Source organism: Streptomyces sp. AF1A, assembly GCF_047340315.1.
GTDB lineage: Bacteria > Actinomycetota > Actinomycetes > Streptomycetales > Streptomycetaceae > Streptomyces.
Window position 1 is genome coordinate 22,716 of the sequence record NZ_JBLEBI010000028.1, and the last position, 15,031, is coordinate 37,746.

Genomic DNA, 15,031 nt, shown 5'->3' on the forward strand with positions numbered 1-15,031 from the left:
GCCCGAAGAGCTCAGATCCGCGGCGGGCGCGACTCGTACGGGGTCGACAGGACCACCGTCGTGCGCGTCGACACCCCCGCCAGGCTGCGCACGCGGGCCAGGAGCTCCTCCAGCTCGTGCGGGGTGGCCACGCGGACCTTGAGGATGTAGTTCTCGTCGCCGGCGACGCTGTGGCAGGCCTCGATCTCGGGGACCCCGGCCAGGCGGTCCGCGATGTCGTCGGGCGCGCTGGGGTCGAACGGCTTCACCGAGATGAACGCGGTGAGCGGCAGCCCGACGGCCTCGGGGTCGACGACCGCGGCGTAGCCGCGGATGACGCCACGCTGTTCGAGCCGGCGCACCCGCTGGTGCACGGCCGACGTGGACAGGCCCGTGGCCTTGCCCAGGTCTGTGTAGCTCATCCGCCCGTCCTTGACGAGCAGCTGCACGATCTGACGGTCCAGCTCCTCCATGGCGCCAAAACCTACAGTGCGGTTGATCTCCTCGGATAGCCGAGAGCGCAGGTCATGGCCGGTTCGAGACAAAAGGCACCGGCGGCGGGCCGCGTGTGGGCACCTGTGCGCGGCATGTGACGAACGCCACACGGTTCGAACAGGCTCCGTGATGGTCCCGTGATTACCGCCGAGGCGGGACGGGAAGTGCTTGCTGTGGTCGAGGCCGCAGCGCCGTAACGGCCCAGCCTTAGGGGGAGAATCCCATGCAGAGTGTCAAGCGCCCTGGTCGATCCGCGTCCAAGCGGCAGCAGCCGGTGATCGAGCCCGAGCCGGAGGGCGTCGAACCCGACGCCCTGGAGGAGGAGCTCGACGCCTACGACACATTGGAGATGTACCGGGTCGTCTGCCCGGACTGCGCGCAGCCGATCGCACTGCTGGCGGACGAGGAGGTCCTGCCGGAGCACGCGCTGTGCGCCTCGCCGTGGAACCCGTTCGGGCTCACGGTCTGTGCGGGCACGGGCCGCTCGGCGGCCGACGCACGCCCCGCGGACGAGTCCTTCGCGCCGCAGGAGCAGGACACCGCCCTGCTGCTGACGCTCCCCCAGGGTCTGAACTGGCGGACGCAGCCCTTCTCGCACGTCGGCGGCCCGGGCTCGCGCCCGATGCGCGTGCCGGTGATGCGCCGCCAGGCCGCCTGAGCCCTCCGGGCCGCGCCCGGCTCAACCCCGGTGACGTCCCTGCACCACGGCGTGCGCAGTGTCGTGGTGCGGGATCAGGGTGTCCGGGTCCGCGCCGCGAGGACGGCGATCCGGTCGGAGCACGCCCGGCGGTGGGCGAGGTGCAGCACCGACGAGCGCGTGCGGCAGGGTGGTCTCCCGGGTCGGGGACGGCGGCAGGCTCGGCGCGCCCGGTGGGCCGCCACCTGCCGGCGCACCGCGTCTCCCCCGCCCGCCGGGGCGAGGAACCGGGCGTCGGCGGCTGGGACCCGGTCGCACAGCCGGACGAACAGGCGCACAGGTGCCCGCCGCTCCTGCTCGGCCTCGTTCGCCGCGCGCAGCCGCCCGCCCTCGTCAGACGGCGGGAGCGGGGTGGAGCGGGACGCGGACGTTCATGAACTCACGCTCGAATCCGCCGGGCGGTGACTTGTCCCGCCTGCGCCGCGTTCTCCAAACATGACCCCCCTGTACTCGACCACCGGGCGTCAGCGCCGCATCTTCGTCCCCCGCCCCGCAGAATCGGTTCCGCCTCCCGTGCCGCAGGACCCGCCCATCTACCGCGACCTCATGCGGGTCTGGGCCGACCGGGGCCGCACCCTGCCGGGCCGCCACGATCCGGAGTGGGTCAGGCTGGCGGCCCCGACGGTACGGACGGGGCAGTTCAGCGACCTTCGGGTCCCGCCACGTGACGGGCGATGACCATCCGCTGGATCTGGTTGGTGCCCTCGACGATCTGCAGGACCTTTGCCTCGCGCATGTAGCGCTCGGCCGGGAAGTCGGCGGTGTAGCCGTAGCCGCCGAGTATCTGCACGGCGTCCGTGGTGACCTTCATGGCCGTGTCGGTGCAGTGCAGCTTGGCCATCGCGGCCTGCTTGGCGAACGGCCTGCCCGTGTCGCGCAGCCGGGCCGCCGCCAGGTAGAGCGCACGGCCGGCCTCGATCTGTGTGGCCATGTCGGCGATCATGAAGCGCAACCCCTGGAAGTCGGCTATGGGGTGGCCGAACTGCCGCCGCTGGGTGGCGTAGGCGACCGCCTCGTCCAGTGCGGCCTGGGCGAGGCCGATGGCGCAGGCGGCGATGCCGAGCCGGCCGGAGTCGAGGGCGGACAGGGCGATGGCGAAGCCCTGTCCCTCCTCGCCGATGCGCCGCTCGTCGGGGATGCGGACGTCGTCGAGGTGGACCTGGGCGGTGGGCGAGCCCTTCATGCCCATCTTCTTCTCGGGTGCCGCCGCGCTCAGGCCGGGCGCGTCGCCGGGCACCAGGAAGGCGGTGATCCCGCGCGGGCCGTCCTCGCCGGTGCGGGCCATCACGGTGTAGAAGTCGGCGACGCCACCGTGCGTGATCCAGGCCTTGGTGCCGTTGATCACCCACTCGTCGCCGTCACGCACGGCCCTGGTGCGCAGCGAGGCCGCGTCGGAGCCGGAGGACGGCTCGGAGAGGCAGTACGCGCCGAGCAGGCCGCCGCCGAGCATGGCGGGCAGGTGCTCGACCTGCTGCTGCTTGGTGCCGTGGGCGGCGAGCGCGTAGGAGGCGAGCGTGTGCACGCTGACGCCGAGGCCGACCGTGAGGCGGGCCGCGGCGAGCTCCTCCAGGACCTGGAGGTAGACCTCGTAGGGCTGGTCACCGCCGCCGTACTCGGAGTCGTACGGCAGGCCGAGCAGGCCGGACTCGGAGAGCAGGGTGAAGACCTCGCGCGGGAAGCGCCCCGCGTCCTCCTCCTGGGCGGCCTTCGGCGCGATCTCGCGCTGGGCGATCTCCCGGACGAGTGCGAGCAGGTCACGCGCCTCTTCCGTCGGCAGTTGACGCTCCACCGGCTGCGGGTCGCGGTCGGACATGGCGTCGGTCTCCTCCCTTGTTCGGGCACCGGCGGTCTGGCCCGTCGGGTGGGGGCGGCTCCGCCTGGTCGTTCCATCGGCCACCGGCGCTCGCTCCCGGGTCTCGGAAGCTGCTGACCAGCGGCTGTGCGCTGTGAGTATGCCCGATCAGCGACCTCCCGTCACCAGTTAACGACCGCTTACTTCAAGATTCCAGTCGAGCGGTCCGCAGGCCGTGCGCACGGGCCCGCACCGTGGACCCACCGGTCCAGTCCTCCCACTGTGCGCGCCATTCGGCGCGCACACACCCGGCGGCCGTCGCCGCGAAGAGGACGTACGAGAACCAGCGCAGGGCCTCGGGGGCGCCTTCTTCCGGGAGCCGAGCGGGGACCCCGCGAACGGTGAGCGGATCAAGCAGCCCCCGTCCGGGGGGAGCCGGGAGGGGAGGACCGCGAGCCTCCGCTCCCTCGTGGTTCAGGCGTCGCGGCGGGCGGGCTGCGGCGCGGGGTGGGCCGGGTCCAGCTCCTCGATGGCGCGCAGGGCCCCGCCGAGCGTCTTCACCAGCAGTTCGCGCATGGTGTCGCGGGACAGCCCGGGTCGGTCGATCCAGTCCAGAGTGGCGCCCTCCACGCTGCACACCCAGGACAGCAGGCCCATGCGGACCAGCGGAGTGATCTCGCCGCGGCCGTAGGCCCCTTCGGCGATGGTGGTGACGATCGCCTCGCGCACGCCGTCCCGGATCGCGTGCACCTCGGCGTCGAAGCCCACTCCGCCGCTGACGATGGCGCGGTAGGCGGCCTGGTGGTGCTCGGCGTAGCGCAGGTAGCTGTCGATGGTCCGGTGGACACGGTCCACGGCGGGCAGTTCGAGGGCGCTCGACGCGCAGGTGACCAGGCCGGCGACGGAGTCCTGGATGATCGCCAGGTAGTAGCCGCGCTTGGACCCGAAGTAGTAGTAGATCAGCCCCTTGGCGACGTGCGCCTGGCGGGCTATGTCGTCCATGGACAGCGCGTCGTACGACGTGTCGGCGAACAACTTGCGCCCGATGGCGATGAGTTCGGCGCGACGGGCCAGGGAGCGCTCGGTGCCGCGGCCATGGGGGCGGACGGCGGCACGCTGCTGACGCATGTTCAACTTCGACCCTGTTCCAGGCGGTCGGCGGGACATCAGCAGTATGTCAGAACATGTGCGCGGCAGGCGCCGGATCGAGCCGCCTCACCGACCGGTCAGAGCAGGCCCAGCTGCGTGACCAACATCGCGATCACCACGACGAGAACCCAGCCCATGACGTGCTCGGCGATCTTCGGGCCGTCTTCCTCGGGGCCGCCGGTGCGGACGCGGGTGGCGGTGGCCGGGTGTGCGGTCATGCTGGCACTCACAAAGGTCGGACGTACAGAGCGGTCCCCCCACCCATTTGTCCACCTTGCCACCCGCGACGGCGTTTGCGGCGATGAGGTTGGTCACACGGTCAGCGCACACCCACCGCGGCCAGGGCCTTGCGCTGGCGTGGGGTCGGGTGGGCCGGGAAGTACAGGTAGCAGACGCCGCCGGTGCCGGAGGAGACGCCACCGGAGGCGTTGTACCGCTTGGTCCTGAGCCAGATGTTCTCGAACTCCCGGCGCAGGTACACCCGTCGTACGGCGTCGTCGCTCGGCGAGGCCGGGTCGTTGGCGATCACGTCGCCGTCCGCCGTGAAGCCGATCACGGTCATCAGGTGGCCGGAGGTGCCGTAGCCGGCGCCGGTCAGCTCGGTCTTCAGGAAGGACTGGGACGTTATGGCCGGGATGCCGGCGGCGACCAGGGTCTCCAGATCGGTGAGCGAGGCGAGGCGGGTGACCACGCCCTGGAGATCCTTGTAGGTCGCCGCGTAGGCGGCGTTGAACGGCCAGTTGCCGCAGCCCTCGTACTGGTAGTCGTACGTGAACCGGGCCGCGTGGTCGACCTGCGGGTCGGCGTAGGTGGGATCGACCCAGGACAGCTGCTCGGGGGTGAGCCGGCCGCCCCAGTACTCGATGATCATCTGCGAGGAGGTGGGGCTGCACCAGGCCTCGCCGCCGTTGTCGAACTGCGGGTACTGGCCCTTGTGGATCTCCTGCGAGAAGCGCGGCACGGCCAGCTCCTGGGCGAGGCCGGGCGTGGAGGCGGGGACGGTGAAGCGGTCGGGGATGTCGGAGCCCATCGCGCCGAGCCGCCAGACGGTCGGGGTCAGCCGGGTGCCGGGCTTGCGGTACAGCGTGAGGCGCAGCCGGTACGACACGAGCCGCAGCCCGCTCGCGGCGTCGTCGATGGCGAACGTGTCGGTCCAGATGCTGCTCTTGCCGTCGCTCTGGTCGTCCACCGAGGTGCGCTTGATGTCCTGGTCGCCGGCCGCCCAGCGGCCCATCACGTACCAGGGGGTGTCGGTGCCGTCCGAGTACGTGCCCTGCAGCTCGACCTGGATCCAGGTGCCGTCGGGGGTGTGCGCGTTCCAGGAGGAGATGACCTCGGTGGCCGGGACGGCGAGCCGGTGGACCGGGGAGGTCCAGGTGGCGTACTCCCAGGTGGCGGTGGTGCCGGTGTGCGGGTCGGTGTAGTCGGTGCGGCCGGCGGGGGCGCCGATCTCGACGCCGGGGCGATGGCCGGAGACGGCGCGGACACCCTGGGCGGCGCCGCAGCGCCAGTCCCGGTACGTGGTCCAGGCGTGGTAGTCGATCGGGCGGGCCTGCGCCTGACCGGCGCCGGCGGCGGTCCGCTGCGCGGTGGCGGCGGCAGCGGGCGCGGTACCCCCGGCCACGGCCGCGGCGACCGCGGCGGCGAGGACGGTTCTGCGGGACGGCTGTTGGGCTCTGCTCATGGGCGCGCTTACCCCCAGGTGTCCGGGTCGTGGCTGATTCCTTGCACGTGCGTGCGCCAACTATGAATCAGCCGCCATGCCCCTGCCAGCACTTCTGCACATGCCGCGCCAAGAATATTGGTCTCGACCAGTGGAGCTGAGTTTGGTGGGAGCGGGTGCACCAGCCGGGCCGGGGCGGCGGTGCCGGCCTCCTGCGCGGCCCCCGGTCGCTCCGGTGACCGCGGCCCCGGTGCCCGGCGGATGCCGGGTGCCGGGGCCGCGGGGGCGGGGGCTGCGGTCAGATGAGGTCCATCGCGGCGACCTCGTCGGGGCGGCCGTAGCTGACGGGGCCCTGGAAGCGGCGGCGGGCCGTGGCGAACCACCAGATCGTGGCGACGAGGAGCACCACGGCGAGGGCGAGGGGTGCGTAGTTGAAGGAGTCGGCGGTGATCGGGGAGGCCTGCGGCAGCATGAACAGGACGCTGCTGAGGACGATCCAGGTCACCGCCAGCCAGCCGATCGGCCGGCCCCAGCGGCCCAGGTGCCACGGTCCGGGCTCGAAGCCGTCGCCGAGCCGCAGCCGCAGGAAGATCGGCACGGCGTAGGCGAGGAACAGGCCGACGACGTTGACGCTGACGATCGCGGTGAAGGCCGTGTGCGACCACCAGCCGGGGGCGACGAGGGCGAGGGAGCAGCCCACCGCGAGCCAGACCGCCTTCACCGGCGTACGCGTGCGCAGCGACACCGAGTGCCACCAGCGGGAGCCGGGCATCGCGCCGTCCCGGGAGAAGGCGAAGATCTGCCGGGTGTTGCTGGTGAGGTTGGCCAGGCCGCAGAAGAGCATCGCGCCGATGACGATCAGCAGCATCACCTTGGCGGTGCCCATGCCGAGGCCGTCGATGAGGATCTGCACGGGAGGCGCGGCCGAACCGGCCTCCTTGGCGTAGTCACTAATGCTGTAGACCAGTGCGAGCATCAGGATCAGGCCGGTGATCGCCGAATAGCCGATGGAACGGGTGATCCCCTTCGGCGCGTTGACGGTGGCGTGGACCGTTTCCTCGGACATGTGGAAGCTGCCGTCGAACCCGGTGAACGTCCAGCTGGTGACCAGCAGCCCGAGCATGCCGCCGTAAAGTCCGCTCGTGAAGCCGGTGTTGTTCTCGAAATGCGTCACGAACGACGCCGACTGATGGTGATCGGGCATCACGATGAGTGCACCGACGATCACGACGAGTCCGATCAGCAGCCACCACACGGAAATGCGGTTCAGCACCGCGACGAGCTGCACGGTGTAGGTGTTGGCGAGCCCCTGCAGGACGATGATCACCGCCGTGATCATGACCGTCTGGTGCACGGTCGGCTGGTAGGAGGGCCACTGCAGCTGCACGAAGGCCTGGATGAAGGTGGCGGCCGCATAGCCGGTGGCGGCCGTGCCGCCGATCTGGCCCACGAAATTCAGCCAGCCCGTGTACCAGGACCAGGCACCCTTGTGCCGCTTGGCGAGTTTACCGGCGGAGAAATACAGGGCACCGCTCGTCGGATACGCGGAGGCAACCTCCGCCATGGCCGCTCCGATGAGCAGCACCATCAGAGAAACCCCGATCCAGCCGAACACGAGAATGCGGGGGCCGCCCGCATTCATGCCGAATCCGAAGGACGAGAAAATACCCGAGAGGATATTGATGATGGTGAAGGAGATCGCGAAGTTGTCGAACGCCTGGAAGCGTCGCGTGAGTTTTCGCGGATAACCCATCGCATGCAGGGTCGCGTCGTCGTCGAGCACGACCGCGTCTTCGCCCGCACGGGCCTTCGCCCGTGGAGTCGACATCCGTTCGGACACAGATCGGCCTTTCTCTCGATGGCTCGGTGGGGAGCAGGGGACGAGCAGGTCAGACGGGCCCCGGGACGGGCAGGCCGCAGGCACGGCGCGCCCTGGAGAGCTGCTCGGCGGGGTCGCCGAAGGCGCTCCAGGGCATGCGCGAGGCGTACGGGCCCATCGCCGTGAACACCGCCCGGGCCTCGAACTCGCGCTGGGCCATGACCAGCGCGTGCGCGAGGTAGGCCAGGTCGAGCACCGGGGTGAAGCGGTAACCGGCCACCGCGGGCAGCCAGTTGTGGTAGATCGCCAGCGCGGTGGAGCGCCACTGGGGCTGTTCCCAGACGCGGTCGGCGAGCAGCTGGGTCGGGTTGTAGCTCTCCACCAGCGCCACCAGGGGCAGCAGCCGCAGGGCGGAGTCGGCGGGCGCCCGCTGGCTGAGGAAGGCGGCCACGTCCCAGGCCGCGTTCACCGAGCCGCCGTGGCGCGTGAAGAAGGACGACAGGAAGCGGTGGTGGGCCTCGCGGTGCCACGGGTCGAGGGAGAGGATGTGCGCGAACAGCCGCCAGGGCCCCGGTGGCGCGGTGAGCAGGCCGTGCGGGGCCGGGTCGCGCAACCGGTGCAGCCGGGCCATGGCCAGCTTGGCGACCCAGGGCGTGGGGTCCTCGGGGTTCAGGGCGGCGGCGCGGTCGCAGGCGGTGAGCGCTATCCGTTCCAGCGCCTCGGCGCGGTCGTCGTGGGCGTCGGCGGCCCTGAGTGCGCGCTGCACCGCGACCCGGGCCCACATCAGCGCCGCCTCGGGCGACGGCTCCTCCGCGAGCCACCGTTCGACCAGGTCGGTGCCGGCCGCCTCGGAGGCGAGGACCAGCGAGCGGTGCGCCCGCAGGGCGAAGTCGGACCGGGTCTCGCTCAGCGCCTCGTACGCGGATCGATAACGTCCCGCGCGGACATCGACGCAAACGCTTGCCAGGACACGGTCGTCGGCCGCCGGATGCCATACATAGTGCCCCTCGAATAACTCCGCGGCCATCTCCCCTGCCTGTCCCCGTACGGCGCATCGCAGTTGCGCAGGAGGCACCTTACTCAGCGGCGAGCACACCCGGAACGCCGAATTCGACATATCGGTCAGTGGATTTCGCGAATGTTTATCGGAGACATTGACTGGCCGCCAGCCGATGGTTCAAACCGCGACTTTCCCGGGGCCGGACGGTCCAGTGGTCCAGTCACTATGGGCCGCTACTAGAATGTTTCCGGAAAACCTCCCACACCGCATCACACCTGGGGAATCGCCATCCACGATCTCGCCGCCCGGCTGCGCGGGCTCCCCACGTCCCTCGGCCCCGTCCGGCTGATCGGCGTCGACGGGCACGCGGGCTCCGGAAAGTCCACCTTCGCCGGGCGGCTGGCCGCCGCGCTGGGCGGGGCCCCGGTGCTCCACCTCGACGACATCGCCGACCACGAGCGCCTCTTCGCGTGGACCGACCGGCTCCTGACCCAGGTGATCCGGCCCCTCTCGCGCGGCGAAAGCGCCTCCTACACGCCCTACGACTGGCGCGCGCGCACGTTCGGCCCGCCCCGCCCGCTGCCTCCCGCGCCCGTGGTCCTGATCGAGGGCGTCGGGGCCGGCCGCCGGGAGCTGCGGCCGCATCTGGCGCGGCTGCTGTGGATGGAGCTCCCCCGTGCGGAGTCCTGGGCGCGCGGCAGGCGGCGGGACGGGGAGGAGCAGCGGGACTTCTGGGACGGCTGGGTCGCGGCGGAACGCGCGCACTTCGCGGCCGACCCCTCGCGCCCCCATGCCGACCTGCTGGTGGTGCAGAAACGGGAGGGGTACGAGGTGCTGCCGGGACCCCAGTCGCCCCCTGGACCGGACCAAATTGTCACCGACAGTGAGGGATCGTCCCCGGTGTGATGAATGGGTGAAGAACCCCCGTCGGACAACTTCTCCGAGTGGCTCAACTCCGCTTGACCCGGGGGCCGTACAGGACTTACGTTCTCAATGAGCGGCCATGGGAGGCCGCCGACAGACGCGAAGCCCCCGGTTGTTCCCCCGTGATCGGGGGCTTCGTTCTGCCCGCGGGCCGGTCTCGCGGCGCCACGGCGCACCGATCCGATCACCCTCGGTCACCGCGCCGCGTGCGCCCCGTCTGCTCCCACCTCGTCGAACGGCCCGTGCGGCACCCTTCGGCACGCGGTCGTACCGCGGGTACGATGCCCTCGGTGCGACCTTCGAGTAGCCGCCTCGCGCACCTGCAACTCCGGTCCGCGGGACGGTGGTTCGACCGCGGCGACCGCCGGGCGCGCGTCCGGCGGTGAACCACGGGGGCACGGTCTGTGGGGGGACTGATGGACTTCGGCACGCAGGGCCCCGAGGCCCCGGCCGACCTCGCCTGGCTGCGGGGCGTGGACGCCTACACGATGGGCGCCTACCCGCAGGCGGAGGAGGAGTTCCGGGCCGCGGTGCGGACGGACCCGGGCATGGCGGACGCCTGGCTCGGGCTGCACGCGCTGCGGATCGACACCACGACCGCGCTGCTGCGGATGTTCCGGCACCGGGAGCGCTTCGGGGAACAGCGCACCCGGCACCGCCGGCCCCTGAACTCCTGGTACTGGCTGGGCTGGTGGGTGCAGCCGGTGCTGGAGAGCCCGCGGGACCTGCTGCTGGCGCACGCCTCGCACTGGCTGGACGGCCGGCACGTGCCCGAGCTGGACCGGGCGCTGGCCGGGCTGCCCCCGGTCGACACCGACCCGCAGGTGCGCTTCCTGCACGCCTGCCGCGCCTACCTGGTCAAGGACTGGGAGCAGCTGGTACGGCACACCGACCCGCTCCTGGACGATCCCATGCTCGGCATCGAGGCCGGGCTGTTCGGCGGCATGGCCCGGGTCCGGCTGGAGATGTACGGCCAGGCCGAACCGCTGCTGGCGGCGGCGCTGATGCGGTGCCGCAGCGAGCAGCCGCAGCGCAAGGAGCTGCGCTACTGGCTGGCCCGGGCCCACGAGGGCACCGGCCGCTCCGCCGCCGCGCTTCCGCTGTACCGGGCGGTGCACCGGGTCGATCCCGCCTTCATGGACACCTCGGCACGGCTCGCGGCGATCGCCGAGGGCGACGGGTACGACGACCCGGCCGACTTCGCCGCGATCGCCCTGGCCGGCGCGGGACAGGACGCGGTGGACGGGCCGGACGGGTTCGATCCGGTGTTCGGCACGGAGGGGAGGGATCTGCGGCTGCCGGAGCCGGATCTGCCGACCGGGCCGCTGCCCTCGGTGACCGATCCGGCGGTGCGGGCCAGGACCGGTGTCTCCGCCTCCCCCCTTCCGGCGGGGCCGACCGATCCCGCACTGCTCGAGGAGGCGCTCGCCGAACTGGAGCGCATGGTGGGGCTCGAGCCGGTCAAGCGCCAGGTGAAGGCGTTGTCCGCGCAGTTGAACATGGCCCGGCTGCGGGCCGGGCAGGGCCTGCCGGTGCAGCCGCCGAAGCGGCACTTCGTCTTCTCCGGACCGTCGGGCACCGGGAAGACCACCGTGGCCCGGATCCTCGGCCGGGTCTTCTACGCCCTCGGGCTGCTCGGCGGGGACCACCTGGTGGAGGCTCAGCGGGCCGATCTGGTCGGCGAGTACCTCGGGCAGACCGCCGTGAAGGCCAACGAACTGATCGACTCCGCGATCGGCGGGGTCCTGTTCGTGGACGAGGCGTACTCGCTGTCCAACTCGGGGTACGGCAAGGGCGACGCGTACGGCGACGAGGCGCTGCAGGTGCTGCTGAAGCGGGCCGAGGACAACCGGGACCACCTGGTGGTGATCCTGGCCGGCTACCCGGAGGGGATGGACCGCCTCCTCGCGGCCAACCCCGGGCTGTCCTCCCGCTTCACCACCCGCGTCGACTTCCCCTCCTACCGGCCGCAGGAACTCACCGAGATCGGCAAGGTGCTGGCCGCCGAGAACGGCGACCTGTGGGACGAGGAGGCGCTGGAGGAGCTGCGCTCCATCGCGGGACACGTCGTCGACCAGGGCTGGATCGACGAGCTGGGCAACGGGCGGTTCCTGCGGACGCTGTACGAGAAGAGCTGCGCGTACCGGGATCTGCGGCTGTCGACGTACGCCGGTTCGCTGTCCCGGGACGACCTGGCGACGCTGCGGCTGCCCGACCTGATGCAGGCGTACGGGGAGGTCCTGTCGGGGCGGGGACCGCACGACCCGCCGGGCGTGTAGGTCTCCGGCGCCGGCTCCCGTCGCGTCGAGGACGGGGCCGACCGGGCCTCGGCAGGACGATGCCGACGCCCGGTCGTGACACGCGCCATGGCCCGTCGTGCCGTACCTGCGGCACGGCGAGCGCGAGCGGGACCGTCAGCCCGTCAGCGCCCCCTCCGGTTCCCCGCTCGCCCTCGGCTCCGTCAGCCGCACGTCCCGGGTCTGCCGGTGCGCGGGATCGCGGACCTCGCCGACCAGCATCTCCAGCACGTCCTCCAGCGCCACCAGGCCGAGCACCTTTCCGGAGGCGTCCGCCACCTGGGCCAGATGCGTGGCGGCCCGGCGCATCACGGTCAGCGCGTCGTCCAGGGGGACCTCGGCGCGCAGGGTCGCCATCGGGCGCCACACGTGCTGCGGCACCGCACGGTCGGAGTCCTCCAGGTCGAGGACGTCCTTCACATGGACGTACCCCATGAAGGCGCCCTCCCCGGGGGCGGCGACCGGGAAGCGGGAGTACCCCGTCCGGGCGGTCAGCGCCACGATCTCGCCCGGCGTGACCGCGGGCGTCACCGTGACCAGGGTCTCGCGCCGCAGCAGCACGTCCGTCACCGGGCGGGAGCCCAGCTCCAGGGCGTCCTCCAGGCGCTCCCGCTCCTCCGGGTCGAGCAGGCCCGCCTGGCCTGAGTCCTCCAGCAGGCGGTTGAGCTGCTCGCTGGTGACGACGGCCTCGACCTCGTCCTTGGGCTCCACGCGGAACAGCCGCAGGACCCCCTGGGCACAGGCGCCGAGGGACACCGTGATCGGCTTGCACAGGCGGGCGAAGCAGACCAGGCCGGGGCTGAGCCACAGGGCCGCCTTCTCGGGGGCCGCCATGGCGAGGTTCTTCGGCACCATCTCGCCGATGACCAGGTGGAAGAAGACCACCCCGGCCAGCGCGATGACGTAGCCGAGGGGGTGGATCACGCCGTCCGGGAGGTGGACGGCCTCGAACAGCGGTTCAAGCAGCCGGGCCACCGTCGGCTCGGCGACCGCGCCGAGCGTGAGCGAGCAGACGGTGATGCCGAACTGCGCGGCGGCCATCATCTGCGGCAGCCGCTCCAGTCCGTACAGCACCTGGCGGGCCCGGGCGGTGCCGAGCGGTTCGATCTGGCTGCGGCGGACCGAGACGAGCGCGAACTCGGCGCCGACGAAGAAGCCGTTGACGAGCACGAGCAGCGCGGCGAAGACCAGTTGGAGGACGCTCATCGGGCGGCCTCCACGGCGCTGCCCGCCGGGGCCGTCCTGACCAGGCGGACCCGTTCGGCGCGGTAGTGGCCGACCTGGCGGACCGAGAGCCGCCAGCCGGGCAGCTCGGCCCTGTCACCGGGGGCCGGGATCCGGCCCAGCAGGTCGGCGACCAGGCCGGCGACGGTCTCGTACGGCCCCTCGGGCACGTCGAGGCCTATGCGCTGCAGGATGTCGACGCGGCAGCTGCCGTCCACGTCCCAGGCGGGCCGCCCGTCCTCGGGCGGGGCCGCGGCCAGCTCGGGCACGTCCTTGGCGTCGTGTTCGTCGCGGACCTCGCCGATGAGCTCCTCGACGATGTCCTCCAGGGTGACCACGCCGGCGGTGCCGCCGTACTCGTCCACGACGACCGCGATCGGCTGCTCGCTGCGCAGCCGGGCCAGGAGGGGCTGGACGGGCAGGGTCTCGGGGACCAGCAGCGCCGGGCGGGCGATGCGGCCCACGGGGGTGCGCAGGCGGTCGTGCACCGGAACCGCGAGGGCGTCCTTGAGGTGGGCCATGCCGACGATCTCGTCGATCTTCTCCCGGTAGACGGGGAAGCGGGACAGCCCGGTGGCCCGGGTGAGGTTGACGACGTCCTCGGCGGTGGCCGAGTCCTGCAGCGCGCTGACCTTCACGCGCGGCGTCATCACGTGCTGCGCGGTCAGCTCGCCGAGGGAGAGGGTGCGCACGAACAGGTCGGCCGTGTCCTGCTCCAGGGCGCCGGCCTGCGCGGAGTGCCGGGCCAGGGAGACCAGCTCGCCCGGGGTGCGGGCGGAGGCCAGCTCTTCGGCGGGCTCGACGCCGAGGGCGCGCACGAGCCGGTTGGAGACCGTGTTGAGCACGGCGATCACCGGCCGGAACAGGCGGGAGAAGCGGGCCTGCGGGCCCGCGACGAAGCGGGCGACCTGCATCGGCCGGGACACCGCCCAGTTCTTGGGCACGAGTTCGCCGATCACCATCTGGATCGCGGAGGCCAGCAGCATGCCGACGACCACGGCGACGCCGGAGACGGCGCCCTGGGGGATGCCGATCGCGGTGACCGGTCCGCGCAGGAGCCGGGCCAGGGCCGGTTCGGCGAGCATGCCGACGACCAGGGAGGTGATGGTGATGCCGAGCTGGGTGCCGGAGAGCTGGAAGGACAGCTCCTTCAGCGACTCCACGACCGTGCCGGCGCGTCCGTCGCCGTCCGCGGCGGCCTTCTCGGCGTCCGGGCGCTCGACCGTCACCAGGCCGAACTCGGCCGCCACGAAGAAGCCGTTGGCGAGGATCAGCAGGACAGCGGCTCCGAGGAGCAACAAGGGGGTGGTCACGATGCCGCCGCCTCCCCGGTATGTCGGGAGGGGGCGGCGCAGGTACTACAGGACGATCCGTCCATCGCCGGAGGGTGTCACTCCTCGGGTAGCAGGAACCCCTGTGCGCCGGGCGGCACGCAGGGGCGGAGGCGCAGCGAAAGGGCCTCCGTCACCAGATTAATCAAGACACGGCCCGTGCGGGCAGGGTGGTCGGCCACGAGTCAGCCCTGATCTTCCGCCGGGTGGGCGGTCGAGCGGGCCTCGGCGAGCGCCCGCAGGGCCGCCGCGTCCGCGATGGCCCGCTGCTTGGCGAGGCCGGGCTGGATGCCGAGCGCGGGCAGGCTGGTGCCGTCGCTGAGGTTGAGGAACACCCAGGGATCGCCCGGACGGAGGTTCACCTGAAGGATCTCCGCCCACTCCAGGCGCCGGCTGCTCGTGATGTTCACCACCGTGACGCCGTCGTCGTCGGCGACGACCCTCACCCGGGCCAGCTGGGCCAGCACCGCGAAGATCAGTGCTCCGGTGACGACGAAGCTGAGCCGCTCGCCGGGTCCGAGCTGCTCCAGAAGCAGCGCGATCGTCGTGATGGTCAGGAAGATCGCCACGCCGGCGGTGAGCAGGATGGCCCGGGTGTGGCCCGGCCGGAAGGTGACGGGGAGAGAGGGAAGGGGGGTCGGGTCGGACATCGGTTCGCTTG

General features: G+C 71.9%; 13 protein-coding genes. 3 read left to right on the forward strand and 10 right to left on the reverse strand.

Features of this window, described 5'->3' with window-relative positions; translation table 11 throughout:
• Positions 1-11: 11 nt before the first annotated feature.
• On the reverse strand, positions 12-452 hold the full coding sequence (locus ACLU3S_RS11815; RefSeq protein WP_413951732.1) for an Lrp/AsnC family transcriptional regulator: 441 nt from the start codon (positions 450-452) through the stop codon (positions 12-14).
• Between the two features lie 245 nt (positions 453-697).
• On the opposite strand from ACLU3S_RS11815, the gene ACLU3S_RS11820 reads away from it, so the two are divergent.
• Complete coding sequence (locus ACLU3S_RS11820; RefSeq protein ID WP_413951733.1) at positions 698-1,132, forward strand: hypothetical protein; 435 nt, start codon at positions 698-700, stop codon at positions 1,130-1,132.
• A 679-nt stretch (positions 1,133-1,811) separates the two neighbouring features.
• Here the strand turns inward: ACLU3S_RS11820 and ACLU3S_RS11825 are convergent.
• The 6 genes from ACLU3S_RS11825 to ACLU3S_RS11850 all read right to left on the reverse strand — a co-directional run bounded on the left by ACLU3S_RS11825 (position 1,812) and on the right by ACLU3S_RS11850 (position 8,621).
• Complete coding sequence (locus ACLU3S_RS11825; protein ID WP_413951734.1) at positions 1,812-2,984, reverse strand: acyl-CoA dehydrogenase; 1,173 nt, start codon at positions 2,982-2,984, stop codon at positions 1,812-1,814.
• A 453-nt stretch (positions 2,985-3,437) separates the two neighbouring features.
• The gene (locus ACLU3S_RS11830; protein WP_413951735.1) at positions 3,438-4,091 is read right to left on the reverse strand and encodes a TetR/AcrR family transcriptional regulator; all 654 of its coding nucleotides are present in this window, start codon (positions 4,089-4,091) and stop codon (positions 3,438-3,440) included.
• 98 nt (positions 4,092-4,189) lie between these two features.
• Entirely contained in the window at positions 4,190-4,330 is a 141-nt protein-coding gene (locus ACLU3S_RS11835) for an SCO1431 family membrane protein (protein ID WP_413951736.1), read from the reverse strand.
• Between the two features lie 101 nt (positions 4,331-4,431).
• Positions 4,432-5,796: a peptidase C39 family protein gene (locus ACLU3S_RS11840; RefSeq protein WP_413951737.1), complete on the reverse strand. Its 1,365-nt coding sequence runs from the start codon at positions 5,794-5,796 to the stop codon at positions 4,432-4,434.
• A gap of 277 nt (positions 5,797-6,073) precedes the next feature.
• Positions 6,074-7,615, reverse strand: coding sequence for an amino acid permease (locus ACLU3S_RS11845; RefSeq protein WP_413951738.1), 1,542 nt, complete (start codon positions 7,613-7,615; stop codon positions 6,074-6,076).
• Between the two features lie 49 nt (positions 7,616-7,664).
• Entirely contained in the window at positions 7,665-8,621 is a 957-nt protein-coding gene (locus ACLU3S_RS11850; RefSeq protein ID WP_413951739.1) for a hypothetical protein, read from the reverse strand.
• Between the two features lie 261 nt (positions 8,622-8,882).
• On the opposite strand from ACLU3S_RS11850, the gene ACLU3S_RS11855 reads away from it, so the two are divergent.
• Together ACLU3S_RS11855 and ACLU3S_RS11860 are read left to right on the forward strand one after the other, a co-directional pair.
• Positions 8,883-9,500: a uridine kinase gene (locus ACLU3S_RS11855; RefSeq protein WP_413951765.1), complete on the forward strand. Its 618-nt coding sequence runs from the start codon at positions 8,883-8,885 to the stop codon at positions 9,498-9,500.
• A 434-nt stretch (positions 9,501-9,934) separates the two neighbouring features.
• Positions 9,935-11,797 carry an AAA family ATPase gene (locus tag ACLU3S_RS11860; RefSeq protein ID WP_413951740.1) on the forward strand — a complete coding sequence of 621 codons (1,863 nt, stop codon included), beginning with the start codon at positions 9,935-9,937 and terminating at the stop codon, positions 11,795-11,797.
• 135 nt (positions 11,798-11,932) lie between these two features.
• On the opposite strand, the gene ACLU3S_RS11865 is transcribed toward ACLU3S_RS11860, so the two are convergent.
• From ACLU3S_RS11865 to ACLU3S_RS11875, 3 genes are all read right to left on the reverse strand, one after another.
• Positions 11,933-13,021: a hemolysin family protein gene (locus ACLU3S_RS11865; RefSeq protein WP_413951741.1), complete on the reverse strand. Its 1,089-nt coding sequence runs from the start codon at positions 13,019-13,021 to the stop codon at positions 11,933-11,935.
• Complete coding sequence (locus ACLU3S_RS11870) at positions 13,018-14,352, reverse strand: hemolysin family protein (RefSeq protein ID WP_413951742.1); 1,335 nt, start codon at positions 14,350-14,352, stop codon at positions 13,018-13,020. The genes ACLU3S_RS11865 and ACLU3S_RS11870 overlap by 4 nt, the downstream gene beginning before the upstream one ends.
• A gap of 203 nt (positions 14,353-14,555) precedes the next feature.
• Entirely contained in the window at positions 14,556-15,020 is a 465-nt protein-coding gene (locus ACLU3S_RS11875) for a PH domain-containing protein (RefSeq protein WP_413951743.1), read from the reverse strand.
• Positions 15,021-15,031 lie beyond the last annotated feature (11 nt).

Excerpts from the sequence above, each read along its gene's own strand:
- ACLU3S_RS11860 (WP_413951740.1), top strand. The coding sequence starts at position 9,935 with ATGGACTTCGGCACGCAGGGCCCCGAGGCCCCGGCCGACCTCGCCTGG.
- ACLU3S_RS11850 (WP_413951739.1), bottom strand. The coding sequence starts at position 8,621 with ATGGCCGCGGAGTTATTCGAGGGGCACTATGTATGGCATCCGGCGGCC.
- ACLU3S_RS11875 (WP_413951743.1), bottom strand. The coding sequence starts at position 15,020 with ATGTCCGACCCGACCCCCCTTCCCTCTCTCCCCGTCACCTTCCGGCCG.
- ACLU3S_RS11815 (WP_413951732.1), bottom strand. The coding sequence starts at position 452 with ATGGAGGAGCTGGACCGTCAGATCGTGCAGCTGCTCGTCAAGGACGGG.
- ACLU3S_RS11865 (WP_413951741.1), bottom strand. The coding sequence starts at position 13,021 with ATGAGCGTCCTCCAACTGGTCTTCGCCGCGCTGCTCGTGCTCGTCAAC.
- ACLU3S_RS11840 (WP_413951737.1), bottom strand. The coding sequence starts at position 5,796 with ATGAGCAGAGCCCAACAGCCGTCCCGCAGAACCGTCCTCGCCGCCGCG.
- ACLU3S_RS11835 (WP_413951736.1), bottom strand. The coding sequence starts at position 4,330 with ATGACCGCACACCCGGCCACCGCCACCCGCGTCCGCACCGGCGGCCCC.
- ACLU3S_RS11830 (WP_413951735.1), bottom strand. The coding sequence starts at position 4,091 with ATGCGTCAGCAGCGTGCCGCCGTCCGCCCCCATGGCCGCGGCACCGAG.
- ACLU3S_RS11825 (WP_413951734.1), bottom strand. The coding sequence starts at position 2,984 with ATGTCCGACCGCGACCCGCAGCCGGTGGAGCGTCAACTGCCGACGGAA.
- ACLU3S_RS11820 (WP_413951733.1), top strand. The coding sequence starts at position 698 with ATGCAGAGTGTCAAGCGCCCTGGTCGATCCGCGTCCAAGCGGCAGCAG.